Consider the following 24,406-nt stretch of genomic DNA (forward strand, 5'->3'; position numbering starts at 1 on the left):
CTCACTATTTAAGCTGCAATTCCGCTGTGCCTAAGCAATGCATCAACTTGTGGCTCACGGCCTCGGAACTTCTTGAATAGTTCCATAGGTTCCTCGCTGCCTCCTTTTTCTAAAATATTGTTAAGGAAGGCCAGCCCTGTCTCTTGATTAAAGATCCCTTCTTCCTCAAATTTAGAAAATGCGTCAGCCGAAAGAACCTCTGCCCATTTATACGAGTAATAGCCTGCACTATAGCCACCAGCAAAAATATGACTAAAGCCATGCTGAAAACGGTTAAATGCTGGCGCTTTTACAACGGCAGTTTTACTGCGCACATCATCAAGTGTAGCTTGAATATTACAAGGCTCACCCGCTTTATAAGTATGATGAATCGTAAAATCAAACAGCGAAAACTCTAGCTGACGCAGCATTTGCATACCAGACTGGAAGTTCTTTGCTGCGAGCAATTTATCAAGCAGTTCTTTTGGTAGTGGTTCATCTGTTTCATAGTGACCCGAGATGAAGTTAAGCGCTTCTTCTTCATAACACCAGTTTTCTAAGAACTGGCTTGGTAATTCAACCGCATCCCATGCAACACCGTTAATACCCGCCACTGGCGCTGCATCAACTTGAGTTAACATATGATGGATACCATGACCAAACTCATGGAATAAGGTTGTTACTTCGTTATGAGTAAACAGTGCAGGTTTATCACCCACTGCTTTATTAAAGTTACACACCAAGTAAGCAACGGGTGTTTGTAGCTCGCCGTTAGCACGTACTTTACGACCCATGCAATCGTCCATCCATGCGCCACCACGCTTGCGGTCTCGTGCATATAAATCTAAATAGAAACGGCCTCGTAGCGTGTTGCTACTGTCGTAAATCTCAAAGAAACGTACGTCAGGATGGTAAGTATCAAAGTCACTCACTTCTTTAACGTTAATACCAAATAAGCGATTTACCGTGGTAAATAAGCCATTTAATACTTTATTTGCAGGGAAATAAGGGCGCAGTACTTCATCAGAAATCGCGTATTTCTCTTGCTTAAGCTTTTCTGCGTAATAAGCGTAATCCCACGCGGCAAGCTCCGTCACACCGTGTTTATCTTTTGCATAAGCCGTTAGCTCAGCCAGCTCTTGCTCAGCTTGTGGCTTAGACTTAGCTGCTAAATCTTCTAAGAATGAAAATACCTGAGCAGGTGATTCTGCCATTTTAGTCGCCAATGACATATCTGCATAACTGTTAAAACCAAGTAACTGCGCAAGCTCATGACGAAGCGCAAGTTCTTCGCTCATAATTTCTGAGTTATCAAACTCACCCGCATTCGGACCTTGATCCGACGCACGAGTAACAAACGCGGTATATGTTTCTTCACGTAATTCGCGGTTATCTGCGTAAGTCATGATAGGTAAATAAGATGGAAAATCTAACGTGAATACCCAACCATCTAGATCTTTACTTTTTGCCGTATCAGCACCCAGAGCTAATGCAGATTCAGGCAAACCAGCAAGCTCGCTTTCATCAGTAATGTGCTTTTGCCAAGCAAGTGTGGCATCCATTACATTATTACCAAACTTAGATGAAAGCTCTGATAAACGCGCACTAATTTCACCGTAACGCTTTTGTTGCTCTGGTTTTAGCGCAATACCAGATAGCTCAAAATCGCGCAGTGCATTAGTAATAGTTTTTTGCTGGGCAATGGTTAATGTTTTAAATTCGTCACTGCTGTGAAGTGCGTTATAAGCATCGTATAAACCTTGATGCTGACCCACAAACGTTGAGTACTCCGATAACAACGGCAAACATTGCTCATAAGCTTCTCGTAGCTCATCGCTGTTCACGACTGAGTTCATATGAGATACCGGTGAAAATAGTCGTGATAGCTTATCGTCGGCTTCTTCAAGTGGAAGCACCAAATCATTCCACGTATATGACTTAGCTGCCAAGACCTTATCGATAGTTAAACGACACTCTTTAATTGCCGCTTTTAACGCTGGCACCACATGCGCTGGTTCAATCTTAGAAAACGGCGGAAGCCCTTCTAAACCAATAAGTGGATTATTTTCTGCAATTGTCATTTTCGTTCTCAATTTTTAATGCGAAGATGATTCTGAGGTTGGGGCAAATTGATGAAATACAAGGGGCTTAACCTTGGTCTTTATTATGCTATTATCGATTAATTAAAGAAAAGTTATCTATTTTTGAGGACAAACTATGGCTCAGCATTTTGATTACATTGCAATTGGTGGCGGTAGCGGCGGTATCGCTTCTGCTAACAGAGCAGCAATGCGTGGCGCAAAAGTGGCACTTATTGAAGCAAAACACATGGGCGGCACGTGTGTAAACGTGGGCTGCGTTCCTAAAAAAGTGATGTGGCATGGTGCACAAGTGGCTGAAGCTATTAATGCTTACGCACCTGATTATGGCTTTGATGTTGAGTTAAAAAGCTTTAGCTGGGCTAAATTAGTAGAAAGTCGCGAAGCGTACATAGGCCGTATTCACCAAGGTTACAATAAGTATTTATCAAGCAATGGCGTGACTGTAATCAATGGCTTTGCTAAATTTGTTGATAGCAAAACGGTTGAAGTTAATGGTGAACTATACACTGCTGACCATATTCTTGTTGCCGTAGGTGGCCGTCCTACTATTCCTAATATCCCAGGCGCTGAGCTTGGTATCGACTCAAACGGCTTCTTTGAATTAAACGAACAGCCAAAACGTGTAGCTGTTATTGGTGCGGGTTATATTGCCGTTGAAATCGCAGGCGTACTCCACAGCCTTGGCACAGAAACCCACCTGTTTGTTCGTAAAAACAAACCACTGCGTACTTTTGACCCATACATCGTTGATACCCTAGTCGATATTATGGCAAAAGAAGGCCCAACTCTTCATACAGATTGCACGCCAAAAGAAGTCGTTAAAGAAAGCGATGGTAGCTTAACGATTCATTTTGAAAATGGCCACAGCCAAAACGTTGATGAAGTAATTTGGGCCATTGGCCGTACACCAACAACTGATAAGATCAATCTTGCAGCTGCGGGGGTTGAAGTCAATGAAGGTGGTTATGTAAAAGTAGACGAATTCCAAAACACCACTGCTAAGAACGTCTATGCAGTGGGTGATATCATCGAAAACGGTATCGAACTTACACCTGTAGCCGTTAAAGCAGGCCGTATTTTATCTGAGCGTTTATTCAATAAAGAATTACCTGATGATTTAAAGATGGACTACGAGCTAGTGCCTACTGTGGTGTTTAGCCACCCACCTATCGGCACGATTGGTTTAACGGAGCAAGAAGCTATTTCGCAATATGGCGAAGAAAACGTTAAAGTTTATAAATCAAGCTTTGCGGCTATGTATACCGCGGTTACACAACACCGCCAAGCATGCAACATGATGCTAGTATGTGCAGGTGATAACGAAAAAGTTGTTGGCTTACACGGCATTGGCTTTACCGTAGATGAAATGATTCAAGGTTTTGCTGTTGCCATGAAGATGGGCGCAACCAAAGCAGACTTTGATGCTGTTGTGGCGATTCACCCGACTGGCTCAGAAGAGTTTGTTACCATGAGATAAACTCACGTTGTGAGTCAATATTAAAACCTTGTGGTGCTACCACAAGGTTTTAATAAAATAAACTTATCAGCGCTTTTAGCACACTATCAAAGTTCAGAAATAGCTTGGCTAAAAATACGTTTAAGTAAATCTAGGTTTAAATTAACACCTGCAATATTCGCATCAATCCACTCTTGCTGAGAGATTGGAGGCCATGAAACCTTATAACCGATGGTATATAGCATCTCTTCAAAAAAGAAGCGCAGCACTCTGCCGTTACCTTCTCGGAATGGATGAAGTAAATTAAGTTCACAAAACAAGTCTGCTACTTTTTCAATTAGCTCATCATTATTCTGACAATTCGATATTGCCGAAATGCCTCGAAATAACTTTTTAGCTTCAGGCTCGATACGCGTCCAAGTACAAAAGCGGGTATTACCCTTGGAGATATCAACATCCCTAATTTGACCTGCCCACACATATAAATCTTGGAATAAGTGATGATGAAGATATTTTAAATGCTCAAGTGAAAACTTAGATAGAGGCTGTTGAGGGGAGTCATAGGTTCTATAACGTTCAGCGGTAAACTCAGCTTCGGCTTGATCTAATATACCCGGTTCTCGAATATCTAACAGATTAATTCATACATCAGAGTCAGGATAGCAATATTTATCTTGAGCTACCCCATATTTATCGTGCATATTTACGCTTCAATTCAGCAATACTTTTGCCGTCATTACTCGTTTTCAACGTTAGACCTTCATAGCTTAAACTGACCTTAAAGTTATCCATATCGGGCATAAACTTGGTCTTTTGCTGATTGCTAGTCTTAGAAGTTTTGGTAGCCATAACCCCTCCTGTTATACTGATAATTCTAACTTATTCAGGTATGAATTGCCATTAACCAGCCTATTTCAAAATACAATCAAAGGAAGGATTTAGGGTATTAAAAGACTACTTTGCAGGTGTTGACCTTGTGATGGATGCTGTTTTAACCATAACTAAGCAATAAACAGTGCTGGCACAAACCTTGTAACTGTTAATAAAGTAATCAGTTATAGCAAGAATTTGCCCCTGTTTACTGTGTAATTAAGCAATTATTACGCAGTAAACAAGGCATTTTTACAAGGAGGCACTGTGTCTAAGTCTGCAATTTTATATCGCATGGTGACCGATGAGCATATTTGCCCATTCGGTTTAAAATCAAAAGATTTACTAGAACGTCATGGTTACGATGTTGATGACCGTCATTTAACAAACCGTGAGCAAACCGATAAATTTAAACAGCAGTATGATGTAAAAACCACACCGCAAACCTTTATCGATGATAAACGCATTGGTGGTTACGATGATTTACGCGACTTTTTTAATCTGCCAGAAGCAGGGCAACAAGGCACAACTTACACACCCGTGTTAGCCATTTTCGCAGTGACCATGCTACTGAGTTGTGGTTTTAGTTATGCTAGTGGCACCGCTTTACTGTCGATGCAGAACATAATGCTATTTGTTGCACTGACAATGGCTGTGCTCGCTATTCAAAAACTGCAAGACTTATACAGTTTTTCAAATTCATTTATTACTTATGATTTACTCGCCATGCGTGTTGTGCCCTATGCCTATATTTACCCGTTTATTGAGGCGTATGTTGCCATTGGCATGGTGGCTGAATTACCCGCCTTAGCTGTTGCGCCATTTTCGCTGTTTATTGGTAGCATTGGAGCTATATCTGTGTTTAAAGCTGTATACATTGATAAACGAGAACTCAAGTGTGCCTGTGTAGGTGGAGATAGTAATGTGCCGCTCGGTTTTATTTCTCTGAGCGAAAACTTATTTATGATTGCGGCGGGTATATGGATGCTTAGTACTGTTTAAACTATTTACTTATAGGCTAGGTAAAGCCTGCTACAGCAGGCTTTATTGATAGATCAGTTATAACCACCTGTTCTTATATCTTTTTCAAGTTCAGATTGGGTTTTCACTGGGTGACACACTGTGTCCACCGTGCTTTTATTCATTTCATCAGCATCTGTGCTAAAAAATGTATAGTTATAATTTGCTTCAACTTCGCCGCCCAAACAGTGATGGTCGAGTAAAGCGCGTTGCTCATGGTCTTGCAAATTTGATTCTGAGGCACAACCGGCAAGCATCAAAAAAGCCATTAATACTGATATTTTTTTCATAGTATCCTCTTAAATTAATTACAGCTCATATCTAAAATGAAATGAGGGAAGCTTGTCGAGTAAAGGTAAAAGTGACCTTTCTCTTCTTAAATCTTTACGCTCTCTTTCTAGCTGTGTCCGTCGATATCTCAACTCTTTACGTTTTTCGCTTGAGTTATTTTTATTGCTCAATTCATTCGAAATAGATTGAAGCTGCCAATTTATGGTATCTATTCTTTGATCTATTTCTGCTTTTCTTGCTTCAATTTGATAGCGATCATTCCCCTCTTCCCATGCTCTTCTAAAGTGCTCATCATTGCATACACCATTGTAGGCTTGTCCTTGAATACCGAGGGTAAAGCCATTTTCTGGTACACAAAATACAGCAAGTCCTTGTTGATAGCTTTTCTTGTACTCTTCTAACTGAGGCGTGATACCAAACTCTCTACATGCAAAGACAATGTCTTTACCCTGATCATAGCTATACCCCTGAACACCATGGTCATAGCCCAATTCTTGCCAACTAGCTTGCATACACTCTTCGTGCGACAAACTGCTGCACCCAGATAGCAACAACAAGAATACACATAAATAAATGAACCGATAAAACACTGTGACCTAACCGATATAAAATAAGCAAGGTACCTATTTTAGGTCACAAATTATAAAAAGGGAAGATTATTGATAGAAACTCAAGAATAAGGGATTGCAGTGTGTTTACGTACTAGCGTAAACACACGTTAAATTAAGTTTTTATGCCGTACCACCAACAGTTAAGTTATCAATTTTAAGGCTTGGCTGACCAACGCCTACTGGTACACTTTGGCCGTCTTTACCACACACTCCTACACCTTTGTCGAGCGCAAGGTCATTACCCACCATTGAGATTTGCTGCATCACTTCAGGGCCGTTACCAATTAATGTAGCCCCTTTAATTGGTTGAGTGATTTTACCATTTTCAATTAAATAGGCTTCCGATGCACTAAACACAAATTTACCTGAGGTAATATCTACTTGGCCGCCACCAAAGTTCGGCGCAAAAATGCCTTTTTTCACCGAACTGATAATATCTGCTTGGCTATGTTCGCCACCTAACATATACGTATTGGTCATACGCGGCATAGGTAAGTGAGCATAAGATTCGCGGCGCGCATTACCTGTAGGGTTAACACCCATCAAACGGGCATTGAGCTTATCTTGCATATAGCCTTTTAGAATACCGTTTTCAATAAGTACGTTATACGCAGCAGGAGTCCCTTCGTCATCTACGTTCAATGAACCGCGGCGGTCAGCAATGGTGCCATCATCCACTACGGTACATAGCTCAGATGCTACCTTTTCACCTACTTTGCCGCTAAACGCTGATGCGCCTTTGCGGTTAAAGTCACCTTCAAGGCCATGACCTACGGCTTCATGAAGTAATACCCCAGGCCAACCTGCACCTAATACAACTTCCATACTGCCTGCAGGGGCATCAATTGCTTCTAAGTTTACTTTTGCTTGGCGAACCGCTTCTTCTGCGTATCCCATCCAACGAGGCTTACCGTCAACTAACTCTTTAAAATAACCATAATCTAAACGCGCGCCGCCACCAGCACCACCGCGTTCACGGCGGCCGTTCTTTTCAAGTAATACAGAGCAGTTTAAACGAATAAGCGGACGAATATCGGTTGCAAATGTGCCATCGCTGGCGGCAATAAGTACTTCTTCATACACTGCCGACATTGAGCTAATCACTTGCTCTGCATCAGGCGCTAATTCACGAATATAGTTTTCAAGCTCACGTAGTAAGTTTACTTTATCGCTATCACTCATGCTTTGAATAGGTTGATGCGGTGCATATTGTTGTTTTGCAGCAACATCACTAAATACTTGAACTGTTTTATTTTCACCTGCATCTGCAATACTACGCGCAGCAGTCGCCGCTTTATTTAACGCTTCTAAGTTGATTGCATCTGAGTATGAAAACCCTGTTTTTTCACCACTGACAGCACGAACACCAACCCCACGTTCAACGTTATATGACCCTTCTTTCACAAGGCCATCTTCAAGTACCCACGATTCATGATGACTTGATTGAAAATACAAGTCGGCGTAGTCCACTTGATGTTGGTGAATAAAGGCGAGCGTTTTTTCGAGTTCTTCTCGTGTTAGCTGGCTGTCTTGTAATAAATGCTGTTCAACCGTGTTCATAATAAATGCTCTCTAAATCGTTGCTGAGACTGCACAGGCATGTCTTGGCGTATCTTATTCAATCGGTTTAAATCAAGTGTATGACTGATAAACCCTGTGCCACTTGGAAGCTCACTGAGCGTATCTCCCCATGGCGAAATTATAATGCTGTGGCCATATGTTTGCCGACCATTTTCATGATCTCCCCACTGCGCAGCTGCAACTACATAAGACTGTGTTTCAATTGCTCTGGCAGCTAATAAGTGATGCCAATGAGCAGCACCGGTAACAACAGTAAAGGCACTAGGAACTAAAATTAGCTCAGCCCCCTGTCGCTGCATAGCACTAAACAAGCCACTAAAGCGCAGATCATAACATACTGCTAAACCAATTTTACCAAAGGGTGAGTCAACCACGACAATATCGCTACCCGCTTGTGTCGCATCTGACTCACGATAACACCGGGTGGAGTCCGCAACATCGACATCAAATAGGTGAATTTTATTGTACTGCGCGACTACATTACCTTGGCTATTAAATAAAAATGAGGCAGCTAAATATTTTCCATTATCTTGCGACACAGGCACGGTGCCAGCAGCTAGCCAAATATCATGTTGCTTACACAGCTTTGCAAGTTGTGCTTTATAATCATCAATTTTAAGCCCTAATTGATAACTCGCTTGGCTACTTTTACTAAAGATCAAAAAAGCTTCGGGTAGGCATACCAATAAAGGACGCATTTTAGGTAACTGCTGTAATGACAGCCTCAAAGACGCCATATTTTGTTCTGCATTGATACCAGAACACATTTGTAATGCTAAAACCTGACCCGACATATTAGCCTTCATTGGTTTGTAAACTCGCAGATGATGCCGCGTCTTTTAATTTTAACCGTGAGGAGGATTGCGGTTGGCTCTGTGCAGCTTGTGGTAAAGTAACTTCTCGACTTTTACGATCGACTTCGGTCACCTCTGGATCGCTCATACTGCCACTGACTTTAAAATTAATTTCTGAGATCACCCGGGCAGAGTGAATCACCTTATCGATGGCAAGTGCCGCTAAACCACTTACAGGATTAACCATCCATGCAACTATAACAGGAATACTTGAAGTCACTTGGGGTGCGACTGCCAAATCATAGTCTATCTCAAGGGTATTTAGGTTAGTATGGCCTTTAATGGTCAAGTCAGCAGGTACACCGTCAAGTTTGGTATCTTGCGTATAAGCAATGCCTTTATCGAGCTGCATAGTCCCTTTCATACTGTTGTAGAAAAACCCCTTCGAAAACACATCTCTAAAATCCAGTTTTAGCTTACGCACTAAGGAGTCTAAACTTAACAATGAGAATACTCGCGCACCGCCATCACTTATCTCAGCAAGGTGGCCTTCACCTAAGCGCCAATCTAGCTCTCCCATCAGGGTTGGTACATCAAAGTCATACGGCGCACCTTGCCACGCTAAATCAAATTGAATATCAGCGTCTGAGTCCTTAACGGTGGTTGTTATATCAAACTCATCAAATAACTCACCAATATCGTCACTTTGTAAGTTACCAGTAAAACGTGTTTGGCCTTCGGCAAATTGCCCCTTGCCTCTAAGTACATGATCGCCTTTATCAATGACCACTTCGGTAAATAAGAGTGCGCCTTGCTCACCGACTAAACTACTTTTGACTTTATCAAGTTGATAATCTGCGACTTTACAATCTTCACAGTTAAACTCGATAGCAGGAATGCGCGTTAACCAGCTTAAGTCTTCTGGTTCACCAACATCTTTGCTTTGCTCTGGCGCTGCTTCATTAAAATTAATACGTAAGTAGTCAGTAAAAATTTGAATTGGCCTGCGCGTTTCACCGGTTGGAATAAGTGCATCGGCGCGTAATTCTTTGGCATTTAGTTTTAATTCTAAATCAGATTGCTTTGGTGCTAAACGAAATTCAAAATCATTAAAGTCGATATTGTGTAACGCAAGCTTATTAAATTTACCTGTTACGTTATTAAACGCTGGCATCACACTTGGTGAGTCTGATTTTACTTTTGTGAGCGCAATAATTTGGTCAATTAAACCAAACCAAGGTGCAAGTTCTGTCTGTGGTAAATCAATTGATACGGCAAAACCGTCACGATTAAGGCCGAGGTCTTGCTCACCCAAAATTAAATGTACGTTATTAAATTTTTGTTCGCCATTATCTAAAATAGCATTAAAGAAAACCTGCTCATTTACGTTTGCAGTGATCAAGTTTGAAATTCTGTCACCCTGTACAACGGCCGTAAGTGGCCATGTTTGCTCCTTATTTTTATTATAGGGAGCAGGTAATTGACTACTCAGCCCCACCAAATTACCACCTACGTCCGCACGGTAGTTAAAATCATTTGGCAAGAAGTTAAGCAACACATTAATATCTACATCACTTTGACCCGTTAAATAGCCCGCTAAGAGACCATGCGCTTGTTCAATTAGTGGCTCAGCTTCAAGAGCAAGCTTTATCGCTATTTCTGCACGATAATTATCAGCAACATTCTCACTACTGAAGTTAGCGGTTAGCGGCATGCCCATCCAATCAGCTTTAGCATTATTTAAATCGATTTTGTCATTATTAAATTTAACAATGCCGGTCATATGGTTAAGGGTTATACCTGGCTGCGCAAGATAAACCGGAATATTTGCAAGCTCTACTTCACCTATCGCATCAACATGCCCTGAGCGTAAGTTAACCAATAACTCAATTTCTGCGGCCGCCTCTCCTTGAGCTTGCACAACTTCAAAAACATCTGCTAAAGGTTTTGCCAGTGGCGTCGCAGCAAAAAAAGGCGTTAACTTTTCGCCATGAGCGCGTTTATTAATGGCAACCTTAAGCATTTCGGCATTCATTAAATCAGCAATGCTGACATGTACGCTGTCGCCAAGCTCTAAATTAACAAGCGTGCCCGACTTACTGTAGATATCCATGCGCTCATTTTCAAAATGCAGCGTCACGTTAGCGTCTTCAACCGCAGGCCAACTTGGTGAAAATTGATATTGTGCGTTATTGACGTTCGCCAATACTTCGAATTGACCTTGTTGCTCCCTAAACGGAAAACCTTCAAAAGGCCCTGAGAAGAGCACTTGCGCTTTATTTACTTCACCACCTTGGATGGCACCATTTAAATAATTAACTAAGTTCTCACTCATTACAGGCAAAGGAAAGTAATGCCCTGCTACTGTGGCATCAGGTGCATACGCTTCAGCATATAAATCTAAGCGAGGCTCATCTGTTAGGCTTAACATCATTTCTGCCGCAAACGTCACCTCGTCGTTATCAAGCCATAAATTATCGCTACTGATTCGCCAGCCGTCGGTGTAATGATGTAAATCGAGCTCAATATTGAGTTGGTTATAGGCAATATCTTGGCTAAAGCTGCCGTTGGTCAATAAGCGGTTGTTTTCTCCATGAAGTTGTATGCGACCAGTTGACTGGTTAATGAAACCATCTACTCTAATTGCTTGACCACCAGGGATGCCGTTTAGTGACAACCAATTTAGTTGATCACCTTTAAACCAGAGTTGCCATTGTTCATTTTGCCCAAACTCAACATACGCATCGCTTAATTGCCCATTTGGTTGGCGATCTAGAAATGGAGTAAGTACTTCAAAATTACTTAATTGGGCCAGTTTCGCTAATAAAGCAAAATCAAATTGCTTAAGCCAAATTTTATTTTGCTTACCAAGTTGGGCTTCAAATTGCAGTGTCGGCCATTGCTTTAAATCACTTTCAAAGGTCAGGCCGGTACTTTTCAGACGCCACCCTTGCTGCCAAGGAAACAAGTGGAACCCGCCTTTACTTAGGTTGATTTGATGCGACTCTTGGTTTTGTTGCCAATTTACAAAGCTGGGTTGCCATTGCACTTTCACATCACTGATCAAACCCTTTTCAAGGCTGACCCACGTTTGTAAGTTCATATCTGAATGCAATTGCTGTTTATCGGTATTGATAAATTGTGCAAGCCATTTAGACACATCTACATTGGCTGCTTCTACATATATATCACCCGCCATGGTTTCAAGTGTTGAACCATTTAATGCCATTCGCGCATCAAAGCTCCCCACGGAGATGCCAGGTAAAGCTAATGAACCAGCGCCTTGATGCTGCTCAGGGGTATTTTGCCAAACAATGTTTTCAAGAATGAGTTTACGTGCTTTGCCATCACCTAACATAAAATTAAGGCTACTATCTTGCACAGCAAAGTGACCTGTTTTCCCTAAAAACAAGCTTTCGATAAGTTCTTTTTGCTCAAAGCTATTACTTTGTTGTTCACTGCTTAACTCCAGCATTGTAGGTAAGTCGACATCGGCATGGAAACCATTAATGACAAAGTAGTTCGACTTTAATTGACGAGTTTTAAGTGATTCCCAAAGATTAACTTCAAGACTCGCCTTATCAATATTTAAAGCGATAGGCGATGTTTGGTTATCTTCAAAAGAGATATCTTCTAAAACTAATAAAGGCCCCTTTCCTTGCCAGCTCGCAGAGATAGAGCCTATTGACAGGTTGACATCAAATTGCTCGTATAAAAACGTTTCAATATTGCTTTTATAGTCGTTGGCATAGGGAAGTGTATACTTTAAAACAGAGACAATAACGGCCAGCAACACAAGGGTAATAGCAAATACTTGCCATACCTTGCGTATACAATAAAAGCAGACCGTCTTTGTGTTCATTACATCATTACCACATCAAACTGTTCTTGATTATATAAACTCTCTGTTTGAATACTGACTTGCTTGCCAATAAATAGTTCAAGTTCGGCAAGGTTATGGTACTCATCATTGATAAGTGCCTCAGAGACCGATGGCGCAGCATACACCATAAATTTATCAGCAGCATAAGCGCGATTAACACGAACAATTTCACGCAGAATCTCGTAGCAGACTGTTTCAACCGTTTTTTGTGAGCCTCGTCCAGAACACGCAGGGCAAACATCACATAAAATATGCTCTAAACTCTCGCGTGTACGCTTTCGAGTCATCTCCACTAAGCCTAGTGCAGATAAGCCATTTATGTTGGCTTTAGCGCGATCTTTTGCCAATGCTGACTCAAGTGAATGAAGCACTCGGCGTTTGTGCTCGTCGCTGACCATATCGATAAAGTCGATAATAATAATGCCGCCTAAGTTGCGTAAACGTAACTGACGGGCAATCGCTGATGTCGCTTCAATATTGGTATTAAAAATAGTTTCTTCTAAATTACGATGGCCTACAAACGCACCGGTATTTACGTCAACGGTGGTCATCGCTTCAGTTTGGTCAATAATTAAATAACCACCCGATTTAAGCTCAACTTTACGATGCAGGGCTTTTTGAATTTCGGTTTCAACATCAAATAAGTCGAAGATTGGTCGCTCACCAGGGTAATATTCAAGCGCGCCGGATAGAATTGGTACAAACTCTTCAGTAAATTCTTTTAGTTCTTGATACGTTAATTTAGAGTCAACACGAATTCGCTCCATATCTTCGCCAACATAATCACGAAGAGTTCGAAACGCCAGTGTAAGGTCTTCATGCAAAATACTCTCTTTGCTTACTTTTTTGCGCTTAGTGACAATTTTTTGCCACAGCTTTTTTAGAAACTCAGCATCGTGGCGAAGTTCAGCTTCACTTGCCCCTTCGGCAGCAGTACGAACAATAAAACTACCATCTTCATCGCCGTATTCAGCAACAATTTTTTTCAAGCGTAAACGCTCTTCTTCGGTTTCAATACGCTGGCTTACACCTACGTGTGTCGCATCAGGCATAAACACTAAGTAACGAGATGGAATCGTAATGTCTGTCGTTAAACGCGCCCCTTTTGTACCAAGAGGATCTTTGACCACCTGCACCATGATGTGCTGCCCTTGGCGAACAAGCTCGCGAATATCTTGTACTTTCTTAATGGGTTGCTCATCAACACCTTCAACAATAGAGGCGCTGTTAACAATGTCAGACGCATGCAAAAAAGCCGCTTTGTCTAAGCCAATATCTACAAATGCGGCTTGCATGCCTGGTAATACACGGCTAATTTTACCGAGGTAAATATTACCAACAATCCCAAGGTTGCCAATTCGCTCTAATTGGATCTCTTGCAGTACGCCATTTTCAATAAGCGCAACCCTGCTTTCACTCGGTGTAACGTTGATCAGTAATTCTGTGCTCATGTTACCCTCTTAAAAATTCGTTTAATAACAGCTCTGTCTCATATAAAGGTAAGCCGACAACAGCAAAATAGCTACCCGAAATATGACTCACAAATCGCCCGCCTAGACCCTGTATGCCATAACCACCGGCTTTATCCTGTGGCTCTTGTGAGTGCCAATATGCATCGATTTCGTCATCGTTTAATTGTTTAAAAGTCACATCAGTGACAACAAGACAGCTTTTTACTTGCTGGCTGTCAGCAATAGCTACGGCGGTCATCACTTGATGAGTACGCCCTGATAGGCGCTTCATTGTTGCGATAAAGTCAGCTTTATCAATCGGTTTGCCAAGTGCGGTATCATCAATCACTACCACGGTATCGCTGCCAAGCACAGGGCGGTCTGTGTAACCCATTGCAACACCAGATTGTGCTTTAAGTCTCGCTAAACGCTCAACATAATCACGAGGAGATTCGTTTGGGAATTGGCTTTCATCTGCATCAACGCTAAATTGAGAAAACTCGATACCAAGCTGGCTGAGTAACTCTTTTCGACGCGGTGATGCAGACGCCAAATAAATTGCGGTTTGCATTATCTAATCCTGAAATGACGGCGGTATTTACGCAATATTAAGAAAATCCACCACCAACAAAGCATGCCGGTTAGCACTGGCCATAAGTAATGCGGGCTGAAATAAACCCCCATCAAGAAATGATTAAGCCAAAATTGCATAAGGTGGTAAAGCGTTAAAAACAGAGCCACTAATATGCTCTGCTGCCATAGAGAAAAGTTTCTAATTTTTTGAAAGTTACTTGCCGTGATAAAAATACACACAGAGTAAGTTAATGAGTTCACGCCAAGTGGTGAGCCCGAAGCCAAATCCATTAATAACCCCACCACCCAAGCGGTGCCGATATTAAGACGATGTGGTACAGCGAGCGACCAGTACATCAGCACCATTAACACCCAATCAGGTCGATAAGGTTCAAATGAAATAGGCAATGGCATCAATGCCATCACCAGTGCAAAGAAGATACTAATTGCGATTAGCAAGGAATAGCGACTATTCATTACTTATGCTCTCCTGCTGGTTACGCCACAGCACAACCAATAAGCGGATACGGTCCAACTGTGCAATAGGCTCAGCATACACTTGCGCGAATGGGTGACCTTCATCGCGATTGATTTCTGTCACAACGGCCACTGGGTAACCTTCAGGAAAAGTCCCTCCTAACCCAGAGGTCACTAAGATGTCACCTATGCGTACATCAAGGCTATGAGGCACGTGTGAAAGCTTTACGACATTAATCTTACCAATGCCTTCAACCACTGTGCGTACATCGTTACGTAAAATACGTACTGGCGTAGCGTGTGTGGTGTCGGTCATTAATAATACGCGGGAAGTTGTCGATCCAACTTGCGTGATTTGCCCAACAACCCCCATTTCATCGATGACAGCTTGGCCTTCACCTAAGCCATCGGTTGTGCCACGATTAATCACCACTTGGTGACTATATGGATTTGAATGAACAGACAATACTTGCGCAATGATCTTCCGATTAGATTGCTTAGCCGATGAACCTAATAAAGCACGTAACTTATCATTTTCACGACTTAAAAAGGCTAGCTGTTGTAGTTGTTCGCTTTGTAGTAGCTGCTTCTTTTTAAGTGCTTCATTTTCGGTAAGAAGTTGATCGCGTGTATGAAGGTTTTTTGCACCTATACTAAATAGTTCATAAGGCAGATTAGCAAGATAGATAAGTGGGCTTACAAGGGTATTTAAGCTGGTACGAATAGTTGTACCACCTTGTGTATAGCGGTCACCCACAATCAAAACGACACTCAAAAGCACTGCGACAAAAAGTCGCAGTTGCAAAGAGATTGTACGACCAAACATTAACTTCATTAGTCGTAACTAAATACATCACCACCGTGCATATCAATCATTTCGAGAGCCTTGCCGCCACCACGTGCAACACAGGTAAGAGGATCATCAGCAACAACAACAGGAATACCCGTCTCTTCCATCAGTAAGCGGTCTAAATCTTTTAGTAATGCACCACCGCCGGTTAATACCATGCCATGTGCAGAAATATCTGATGCAAGCTCTGGTGGAGACTGCTCAAGTGCAACCATCACAGCACTTACAATTCCCATCAGTGGTTCTTGTAATGCTTCTAAGATTTCATGTGAGTTAAGCGTGAATGAGCGCGGCACACCTTCGGCCAGGTTACGGCCTCGCACTTCAATCTCAACAGGTTCATCTGTTTTAAATGCAGATCCAATTTGATGCTTAATATTTTCAGCGGTTGCTTCACCAATTAAGCTACCGAAGTTACGGCGCACATAGTTGATAATTGCCTCATCAAACTTATCACCACCAATACGTACAGATGATGAGTACACCACACCATTCAAAGAAATAATAGCCACTTCAGTGGTACCACCACCGATATCAACAACCATTGAACCTGTTGCTTCAGATACAGGTAAACCTGCTCCAATTGCCGCAGCCATTGGTTCTTCAATTAAATACACTTCACGAGCACCTGCCCCCATTGCCGACTCACGAATGGCGCGTTTTTCTACTTGTGTTGCACCGCATGGCACACAAATAAGTACACGCGGGCTTGGACGCATAAAGTTGTTGTTATGTACTTGTTTAATGAAGTGCTGAAGCATTTTTTCGGTCACATAAAAATCGGCAATTACACCGTCTTTCATTGGACGAATCGCTTTAATATTTCCAGGAGTACGACCAAGCATTTGCTTAGCTTCTGTTCCCACAGAGGCAACGCTTTTAGGACCACCAGCGCGCTCTTGGCGAATAGCAACAACTGAAGGCTCGTTTAATACGATTCCTTCTTCTTTTACATAGATTAGGGTATTGGCTGTACCCAAGTCGATCGATAGATCGTTTGAAAAAATACCACGAAGTTTTTTAAACATGAGGCTGGATGACCTTTGAAAATACGTTCTTATATTAGCTGCTTTCACTCTATCATGCTCACCATGAAAAAGCGCAGCTACCTTCTTTATTTGTTAAAAAAGGAAGCATCCACTGCTTCCTTATTAAATTTATCGTTCGCGTACTAGACGAAACCCAATATAGTTTGCACGAAAATCTGGCGCTAAAATTAAACGCGTAGATACACGAGCCAAGCTAGGTGCGAAATTCCATGCCCCACCACGAACAGCCACATCAGACTGTTCCGATTTTTTATTTGTCCACTCCCATACATTACCTACAGTATCGTATAGGCCAAATGCATTAGGAGAAAATGATCCTGTTGGCGCAGCACTTTTGTTAGACCACTCACTGCCACACCAACCACAATTCGCTAGGTTTTTACCAATTTCATTACCCCAAGGGTATTCAGTTTCTTTACCTGCACGTGCAGCGTACTCCCATTCAACCTCATTGGGTAAACGAAAAAGCTGGCCAGTTTGACCCGACAACCAATCTGCATATGCTTTAGCATCGTTGTAGGTTAAGCACACTGCCGGAAAATCACTGTCTTGATCAAAACCTGGATTACGCCAGTTTAGGGTTGCTTCCCACACTGGTTCACCATTTAGGTAATAAGCACAGCCGCGATTTTTCTCGGCTTCGGTTTTATAACCTGTATTGGCAACAAACTGTTCATACTCACCAACGCTCACTTCTTTACTTTGCATCGCAAAGGAGTTAGCAATGGTTTTCTCTTCCACTGGACGCTCATTGGCAAGACCACTGCCGTTGATATCGCCCATTTTAAATTTACCTGCCGGAATGACAACGAGACTCGCCGTATTCGTTTTATTCACAATGCTTGCCGCTGGTGCTGATGATGGTTGCTCAGCGGTTGTAATAGCTGCAACAACTGGCTCAGGCTTTTTTACTAGCTTGGCATGAATTGTTTGTGACTTATTGAGCTCTAAGCGAACTTGATAGCTTTTGTAGCCACGCTTACGAATTTCTACATTATGAAAGCCAACAGGTAATGATGTTGTAAGTTTAGTAGAACCAAAACTGACGCCATCTATAAACACTTCATCATCATAGACATTAGAACGAAGCGTTAATTCAACCATTTTAGATTTTTTTAGATCAGGTAATGGTTCAACCCTTACTGGCTTTTTTACAGAATAATCACTTACCGGCTCCTCACTCATACGAGAAACCGATACCACCTTACTATTATCCTGAGAGTCACTGAATGTTAACTGACTATCGGAGTAAGTCGTTGTATAGTTTGGTTGATAGCTGCCAGCCAACGGCGTACCATAATCAGCACAAAAACGATTATCCAAATTCAGTAAGCTACATAAGCGACTACTGTTTACGTCACCGCGCATTGTTACGCTTAAGTTCACGTTGTAATTGCCTTGGCCGCTAAACGCACTATTTACAACATGACTGCTAAGAATTTTAACTTGTGCGCCAGCAAGATTACGCTTTGGTTCAACAAGACGTTCTTCGGTTAAGTTAGCAAAAATTTGGTCCACAAAACGTTTGGTGGCTTTTTGTAAGCCCATTTGTTGGCCGCGCTGCTCACACGCTGCAAGTGTTTCGGTACGCTTACAGTTAATTGTGTGATTAACTTCTAAAGTGCCTTCACGAGTAAACTCATTGCGCAAACGCTCGACACGTGCTGTAGCCAACTGCTCTTTTAAGCTTTCTAATGTGTTTAGTTGCGTATGTTTCGCTACGCGAATTTGCTCGATATCTTTTCGGTGTGAAGCAATTGCCGCTAATTGCATCGAAATATCATCTTTGTTCTGTTTATGATCAACCACTGCTTTTTGATAACGTGCTTGCGCATTACTGATATCTAATGTTGGGTCATCAATAAGTCGACGGTACATCTCGTTCATTGCATCAAGCGCTTGGTTTTTTTCTTTGTCTAGCTCAGTTGAGCGTGCGCGTAATAATTCGAGTTGTTTTTGTAACTGACTTTCTTCTTTTAGGTGTTTTTCGAGGATTACGGTCGAGTTATCGTATTCGGCTTGTTTTTTACTGATCTCTGATTCAATCCCAGTTACCGTAGCAGTATCTTGTGCAAATGCACTCGTTGCTAGCAAACTAACTGAAATTAACAGAGATAAAGGAGCTATTCGCATATATTCCATTCCCAAAAAGCGGCAATTATTTGGTCATTATTATTTTTTATAATTAAACTCTTATGCTATGTACTTGCAAGGCAAAACACAAGCTTTGTTCAATTATTATCTGAGTTTACAACTATTACCTTAGTTGATGCCAGTAAATAACATAATCATTTTAGTTTAATTGACTAATTTCTATCTATATGACGATTTTGCTATAATTGAGCCCCATTTTTTATCTAAGTAGCATCGTGAATATTAGTTGTGAGTCACCCATTCAACCCATTTGCCACCCTCTGTTAGAAGCGCATAACTTACAGTTATTTATCAAACGTGATGACCTGATCCACCCCGAAATAAGCGGCAATAAATGGCGAAAACTTAAATTTAATTTACAAATAATGCAGCAACAGGGTAAATCAGAGCTGTTAACCTTTGGTGGCGCATTCTCAAATCATATCCATGCCAGTGCAATCGCAGGAAAACTATTTGGCTTCAAAACTCATGGCATTATCCGTGGCCCCTTACTTGATGAAGCTAACCCGACGCTAAACGATGCAAAGCGCTTTGGTATGACGCTACATCCGGTCAATCGCCTTACTTACCGCCAGCGTCATGACCCCCATTACTTAGACGAACTACAAAAGCAGTTTCCTAATGCTTACATCTTGCCTGAAGGGGGAACAAACCTTGCTGCGATTAAAGGCTGTATGGAATTGGCACAAAGCTTACCACCCAGTGACTATATTATTTGCCCAACTGGTAGCGGTGGCACATTAGCAGGATTAATAGAAGGAACGAGCAATCAAACAACCCTTTTAGGTGTTGCTGTCCTTAAACAAGCTGATTATTTAATCGAAGAAATAAAACAACTCAGTAAAAAAGCAAAAGAACAGCACAACTGGCAACTTTTATGTGATTATCATGATGGCGGTTATGGCAAGTTTTCTGATGAGCTATGGCGTTTTTGTCAAACCTTTACACACCAATACAACATTCCCCTTGAGCCTATTTATAGTGGAAAAATGATGTATGCTATTTGGCAGTTAATTGAGCAAGGTTACTTTGCATCTGGAAGTGTAATAACCGCCATCCACACAGGCGGGTTACAAGGTCTAAATGGGTTAAAGTACAGGGGCTTAATTTAGCGACGGTCAGCTATATGGGGTAATATCCGCCAACTTTTGTAGTGGTTCAGCAAAATAAAACCCTTGTGCAGCAACCACTCCTAAATTTTTCAGCGTTGCTAACTCATTTTGTGTCTCAACACCCACGGCATAAACAGGGCAACTTAATTCATGCCCTTTTGCAATAATTTGCTTCACGATCTTTTGCTGTTGCTTGTTAGTATCAATATTGTGTATTAACTCAAACGCAAGTTTTATGGCGCAAAAATTAGCAAGTTCACGGTAAAGAGGTAAATGCTCTGCGCTGCGTACATTATCAATCACCACACCTGCCGACAGTTTTCCCAAACAATCTAGTTGCCCTGCTAACCGATGGCGCTGCTTTAAAAAGTCATCCTCATTTAATTCAAATTGCAGCTTACTGACCGTATCACAGCTTCGCATCTCATCTTTCAACCACTGCCAAAACTCTTTGTTAAACCAATTCAGAGCATGTAAGTTGATGCTAACAGCCATTGCCCCTCGCTCACTCAACAGCATTTTTTTTACCTGCAAAACAACCGTTTGATCAAGTAAAAGTACATCCTTTTTACTGCTCATCTGCGGGATAAAATGACGCGCTGCCAAAAGCCCGAGGCTTTTATGACGAATGCGAATTAACGCTTCATGCTGAAGGATATCGCCAGTCTGCAAATCAAATAACGGTTGGAAAAAAAGCATAAAGTGCTTTTTCTTTATATATTCAAATAAGTGTTCTTTGCTGTCAGCGAGCACACTCGATTGCGTGTGCCCAAATGGCAAGCGATGAATATGTTGCCAAGCACTTTGTTTTGCTAGCGCAAGAGCCGATTTAGTCAATTGATAAACAACCGCTTGATCCGCGCCTGTACGGTAATTACATACCCCGATTTTTACATCACTGCGGGACAAGTCACTGCGATAATTAAGACATGCTTGGTAGATAACTTGATGCAATCGCTTAGTGTATTTATCAACCTCAGTCGCAGGGACGCTATTCAATGTGACTGCTATTCCCCCTGAAGGGAGCAACTTAACAGAGCGATTAACCAACTCACCAAATCCTTTAGCAATCACTAATTTAAAATAATTATCGACATCCAAGTTTTCAGGAAAAGGAGTTTTCCAAAAAAATAACGAAAATAAATGGTTATAATTGGTAGGAACACCATACAGAATGTTCAAATCTTGATGGGGCAAAAGCTTTGGTGTTATTGATTTACGAGGCTTTTCTGGCTCACCTTCACTCAATTGAGCTTGCTTCTTAATCCTTGTATCTTCCAGCATCGGTGTTTTAAGCGCCATTCGCCAGCGACGTAACCCCCAATAACACGCTCCAACCAAGATTAAATTTAGAAACAAAAACAAATGACTTTCCACTAACCAAGAAGGCCAATGAAATAACCGCAGGCTCACCGTTTTATAGCTAAAGACTTCCTGTTCTAAATCAATAAACTTAGCTAAATTAGGTGATACCTCTGACGTATTCATCACAAATCCTTGGCTTTGAACTAAAGTTGCAATAATGTCATGTGAGGAAACAGGATCGAGGCTTAAGTCATAGATTTGCTTGGCAAGCTCAGTCCCTGAGTTATGTACTTTTTCATGTAGTACATCACTTAAAAAAATATTAAAAACAACTAATAGCAAAAAAACGGCCGCCATATAAATGGCCTCCGATTTCTTAATATGTGCGGTAAAATCTTTTCTCATTTCACAGCTTTGTTGCTCAAACATACACAAAGTGTTGTTCAAGAACCCTATAAATACAAGGCTACAGAGCGATTAAAAGCAATTTCAGAATTATCCTAAGACCAACGCTGTCAAAAGTCATGTAATTTTAAACACCTAGCAAAAAGTGTTAATGATAATTATTTTGTAACCGACAGCTGCAAGCTTACACACAATAACAAAGCCATTTTAAAGCAATAAAAAACCCAGCAACTAGGCTGGGTTTAAATAACTCAAACACTCAATGTATGTGAATTAGAACGGAATATCATCATCAAAATCGATTGGTGGCTCCATCGGGTTTGATGCGCCGCCTTGTGGTGCATTTTGAGGTTTAGGCGCAAAGCCACCGCCTTGTTGTGGCGCGTTGTTTTGCTGCTGTTGACCATAACCGCCACCATACTGGTTATTACTTTGTTGTTGTGGTGCAGGTTGCTGTTGCGGGCGCTGTTGCTGCTGTGCTGGCGCAGACTGTTGTTGTGGCGCATAGCTATTATTGCTTTGTGCTTGTTGTGAGCCACCGCCGTAGCCGCCACCTTGTTGTTGACCACCTTGGTAACCGCCTTGTGATTGGCCACCTTGATAACCACCACCTTGCTGATCGCCACCACGGCCACCTAACATTTGCATTTGGCCGCCCATGTCTACCACGATCTCTGTGGTGTATTTTTCTTGACCTGATTGGTCAGTCCATTTACGCGTTTGTAAACGACCTTCAATGTACACTTGTGAACCTTTACGAAGATACTCACCAGCTACTTCAGCGAGTTTGCCAAATAACACAACACGGTGCCATTCAGTACGCTCTTGCATTTGCCCTGTGTTTTTATCTTTCCAGCTATCTGTCGTAGCAATGCTGATATTCGCTACGCCATTGCCATTAGGCATATAACGTACTTCTGGATCTTGGCCTAAATTACCAACCAAGATAACTTTGTTCACACCGCGTGCCATGGAACTTCTCCTATAAAACGTTAGATTAAACCAGCCACTTTACGTGCTTGGTCTAGGTCAAATTCTTTATCATTAATCTTTAAATAGCTGCGATTTTCATCACAAACAACCGTTGCTTCAATTACGCCCGGTAAAGCAACTAGACGAGAAGCAAGCGCTTGTGCCTGCTGCTCTGAACTTAATTCAGTCATTAAGCTAATAATTTTACTTCTTGGTGGGACTTGCATATTCCAAGCAAGGATAAGCCATATTAACCCAACAAGTGCCGCCGCCGCAAACACTGCTTGCGCACTTAACACTTGAGCAACGTAACCCCCTAATAAACCACCTAAAAAGGCACCAAAAAACTGCGTTGATGAGAACACCCCCATCGCAGAACCTTTTTGATTTGCAGGGGCAATACGCGACACAAGTGCAGGCATGGTTGCTTCTAAAAAGTTAAAAGCAATAAAGTAAACCAGCATACAAATACCAATGCCAATCACCGAATCAACCCATAACGACATCGCGAGCATACTTAAAACAAGCAGCGCGATTGAGCCAATAAAGGCTTGTTTCTCTTTTTCTTTTCGAATCGCCACTATCATCATTGGAGCCATCAAGAAAAACGCTAAAAACAGCACAGGGATGTATAAATACCAATGATGGTCTGCAATTAAACCATCTTTGATAAGCTGACCTGGTAAGGCGACAAATACGGTGGTTAATGTCAGGTGAAGCAACATCACACCAAAATCAAGGCGTGCTAATTGCGGGTGTTTAATGAGTTGCTTAATGTCATCAAGCGTCGCGAGCGTGTCGCCTTTTGGGGCTTTACTAACCGCATTAGGCACTAAAAATAACACAATAAAAATACCTAAAATAGCAAGCCCTGCGGTAAGCCAAAATACCCCAGCAACTCCCCAAGAGGCAGCAACAATTGGCCCAAGTAGCATAGCAACAGCAAAGCTCATGCCAATACACATGCCAATCACCGCCATAACTTTCGGACGTTGTTCATCACGGCTTAAATCAGAAGCCAGTGCCAATAAGGCACTGGCAATCGCGCCCATACCTTGCAGTGCACGCCCTAGTGTCACCATTTGCACAGACTCAGCGGTTGCCGCAATAACAGAGCCAAGTGCAAACACACAAAGGCCACCAATAATCACTTTTTTACGACCAATTTTATCAGACAACCAACCCATCGGAATTTGCAGCACGGCTTGTGTTAAACCATAGGCACCGATAGCAAAGCCAATCCACAGTGGCGAAAACCCTTCTAATTGCTGACCATAAATCGCCAATACTGGCATCAGCATAAATAGGCCAAGCATACGGAATGCAAATACGCTCGCCAACGAAACGGCTGCGCGTTTTTCTCGAGAGTTGAGTGAAGATGCTGTCATGAATTACTGATCTTGCTGTCTATTAAAATGTGAGCGTGGATTCTACCACAAGCGAAAACTAAATAATCACCTGTAAGTGATGA

The 24,406-nt window shown here is 41.9% G+C and carries 20 protein-coding genes; 3 read left to right on the forward strand and 17 right to left on the reverse strand.

Going from position 1 to position 24,406, the window contains the following annotated elements; genetic code table 11:
* Window positions 1-8 precede the first annotated feature (8 nt).
* Complete coding sequence (gene prlC, locus NYF15_RS17705; RefSeq protein WP_371354284.1) at window positions 9-2,060, reverse strand: oligopeptidase A; 2,052 nt, start codon at window positions 2,058-2,060, stop codon at window positions 9-11.
* A gap of 136 nt (window positions 2,061-2,196) precedes the next feature.
* On the opposite strand from prlC, the gene gorA reads away from it, so the two are divergent.
* Entirely contained in the window at window positions 2,197-3,558 is a 1,362-nt protein-coding gene (gene gorA, locus NYF15_RS17710) for a glutathione-disulfide reductase (protein ID WP_062567330.1), read from the forward strand.
* Window positions 3,559-3,644: 86 nt separating this feature from the next.
* Here gorA and NYF15_RS17715 read toward each other — a convergent pair whose 3' ends face one another.
* Window positions 3,645-4,178 carry a Fic/DOC family protein gene (locus NYF15_RS17715; RefSeq protein WP_371354392.1) on the reverse strand — a complete coding sequence of 178 codons (534 nt, stop codon included), beginning with the start codon at window positions 4,176-4,178 and terminating at the stop codon, window positions 3,645-3,647.
* A 49-nt stretch (window positions 4,179-4,227) separates the two neighbouring features.
* Window positions 4,228-4,386: a hypothetical protein gene (locus NYF15_RS17720; RefSeq protein ID WP_165381502.1), complete on the reverse strand. Its 159-nt coding sequence runs from the start codon at window positions 4,384-4,386 to the stop codon at window positions 4,228-4,230.
* Window positions 4,387-4,674: 288 nt separating this feature from the next.
* Between NYF15_RS17720 and NYF15_RS17725 the strand changes: the two genes are divergently transcribed.
* The gene (locus NYF15_RS17725) at window positions 4,675-5,409 is read left to right on the forward strand and encodes a MauE/DoxX family redox-associated membrane protein (protein WP_371354285.1); all 735 of its coding nucleotides are present in this window, start codon (window positions 4,675-4,677) and stop codon (window positions 5,407-5,409) included.
* A gap of 53 nt (window positions 5,410-5,462) precedes the next feature.
* On the opposite strand, the gene NYF15_RS17730 is transcribed toward NYF15_RS17725, so the two are convergent.
* The 11 genes from NYF15_RS17730 to NYF15_RS17780 all read right to left on the reverse strand — a co-directional run bounded on the left by NYF15_RS17730 (window position 5,463) and on the right by NYF15_RS17780 (window position 19,120).
* Complete coding sequence (locus NYF15_RS17730) at window positions 5,463-5,717, reverse strand: hypothetical protein (protein WP_228074395.1); 255 nt, start codon at window positions 5,715-5,717, stop codon at window positions 5,463-5,465.
* An 18-nt stretch (window positions 5,718-5,735) separates the two neighbouring features.
* Window positions 5,736-6,248: a DUF2799 domain-containing protein gene (locus NYF15_RS17735; RefSeq protein WP_371354286.1), complete on the reverse strand. Its 513-nt coding sequence runs from the start codon at window positions 6,246-6,248 to the stop codon at window positions 5,736-5,738.
* Window positions 6,249-6,449: 201 nt separating this feature from the next.
* Window positions 6,450-7,889, reverse strand: coding sequence for a metalloprotease TldD (tldD, locus tag NYF15_RS17740; RefSeq protein ID WP_062567324.1), 1,440 nt, complete (start codon window positions 7,887-7,889; stop codon window positions 6,450-6,452).
* On the reverse strand, window positions 7,886-8,704 hold the full coding sequence (locus tag NYF15_RS17745; protein ID WP_237119762.1) for a carbon-nitrogen hydrolase family protein: 819 nt from the start codon (window positions 8,702-8,704) through the stop codon (window positions 7,886-7,888). Before NYF15_RS17745 ends, tldD begins: the two co-directional genes overlap by 4 nt.
* 1 nt (window position 8,705) lies before the next feature.
* Window positions 8,706-12,566, reverse strand: coding sequence for a YhdP family protein (locus NYF15_RS17750; RefSeq protein WP_371354287.1), 3,861 nt, complete (start codon window positions 12,564-12,566; stop codon window positions 8,706-8,708).
* Window positions 12,566-14,038: a ribonuclease G gene (rng, locus tag NYF15_RS17755; protein WP_062567321.1), complete on the reverse strand. Its 1,473-nt coding sequence runs from the start codon at window positions 14,036-14,038 to the stop codon at window positions 12,566-12,568. Before rng ends, NYF15_RS17750 begins: the two co-directional genes overlap by 1 nt.
* Window position 14,039: 1 nt before the next feature.
* A complete protein-coding gene (locus NYF15_RS17760; RefSeq protein ID WP_371354288.1) occupies window positions 14,040-14,609 on the reverse strand; it encodes a nucleoside triphosphate pyrophosphatase in 570 nt (189 codons plus the stop codon).
* Entirely contained in the window at window positions 14,609-15,088 is a 480-nt protein-coding gene (gene mreD / locus NYF15_RS17765; protein WP_062567319.1) for a rod shape-determining protein MreD, read from the reverse strand. The genes NYF15_RS17760 and mreD overlap by 1 nt, the downstream gene beginning before the upstream one ends.
* Window positions 15,081-15,923: a rod shape-determining protein MreC gene (gene mreC, locus NYF15_RS17770; protein WP_371354289.1), complete on the reverse strand. Its 843-nt coding sequence runs from the start codon at window positions 15,921-15,923 to the stop codon at window positions 15,081-15,083. The genes mreD and mreC overlap by 8 nt, the downstream gene beginning before the upstream one ends.
* Window positions 15,923-16,966 (reverse strand): rod shape-determining protein, encoded by a 1,044-nt coding sequence (locus NYF15_RS17775; protein ID WP_036973172.1) that lies wholly within the window; start codon window positions 16,964-16,966, stop codon window positions 15,923-15,925. The genes mreC and NYF15_RS17775 overlap by 1 nt, the downstream gene beginning before the upstream one ends.
* Window positions 16,967-17,095: 129 nt before the next feature.
* The gene (locus tag NYF15_RS17780) at window positions 17,096-19,120 is read right to left on the reverse strand and encodes an SUMF1/EgtB/PvdO family nonheme iron enzyme (protein ID WP_371354290.1); all 2,025 of its coding nucleotides are present in this window, start codon (window positions 19,118-19,120) and stop codon (window positions 17,096-17,098) included.
* 236 nt (window positions 19,121-19,356) lie between these two features.
* Here NYF15_RS17780 and NYF15_RS17785 point away from each other — a divergent pair, with 236 nt between their 5' ends.
* The gene (locus NYF15_RS17785) at window positions 19,357-20,253 is read left to right on the forward strand and encodes a 1-aminocyclopropane-1-carboxylate deaminase/D-cysteine desulfhydrase (RefSeq protein WP_371354291.1); all 897 of its coding nucleotides are present in this window, start codon (window positions 19,357-19,359) and stop codon (window positions 20,251-20,253) included.
* 6 nt (window positions 20,254-20,259) lie between these two features.
* On the opposite strand, the gene NYF15_RS17790 is transcribed toward NYF15_RS17785, so the two are convergent.
* The 3 genes from NYF15_RS17790 to NYF15_RS17800 all read right to left on the reverse strand — a co-directional run bounded on the left by NYF15_RS17790 (window position 20,260) and on the right by NYF15_RS17800 (window position 24,323).
* Window positions 20,260-21,915 carry an EAL domain-containing protein gene (locus tag NYF15_RS17790; protein WP_371354292.1) on the reverse strand — a complete coding sequence of 552 codons (1,656 nt, stop codon included), beginning with the start codon at window positions 21,913-21,915 and terminating at the stop codon, window positions 20,260-20,262.
* A gap of 321 nt (window positions 21,916-22,236) precedes the next feature.
* Window positions 22,237-22,935: a single-stranded DNA-binding protein gene (gene ssb / locus NYF15_RS17795; protein WP_130151679.1), complete on the reverse strand. Its 699-nt coding sequence runs from the start codon at window positions 22,933-22,935 to the stop codon at window positions 22,237-22,239.
* Window positions 22,936-22,955: 20 nt separating this feature from the next.
* Complete coding sequence (locus tag NYF15_RS17800; RefSeq protein ID WP_371354293.1) at window positions 22,956-24,323, reverse strand: MFS transporter; 1,368 nt, start codon at window positions 24,321-24,323, stop codon at window positions 22,956-22,958.
* Window positions 24,324-24,406 lie beyond the last annotated feature (83 nt).

Source organism: Pseudoalteromonas sp. 68 DY56-GL68, assembly GCF_041414825.1.
Lineage (GTDB): Bacteria > Pseudomonadota > Gammaproteobacteria > Enterobacterales > Alteromonadaceae > Pseudoalteromonas.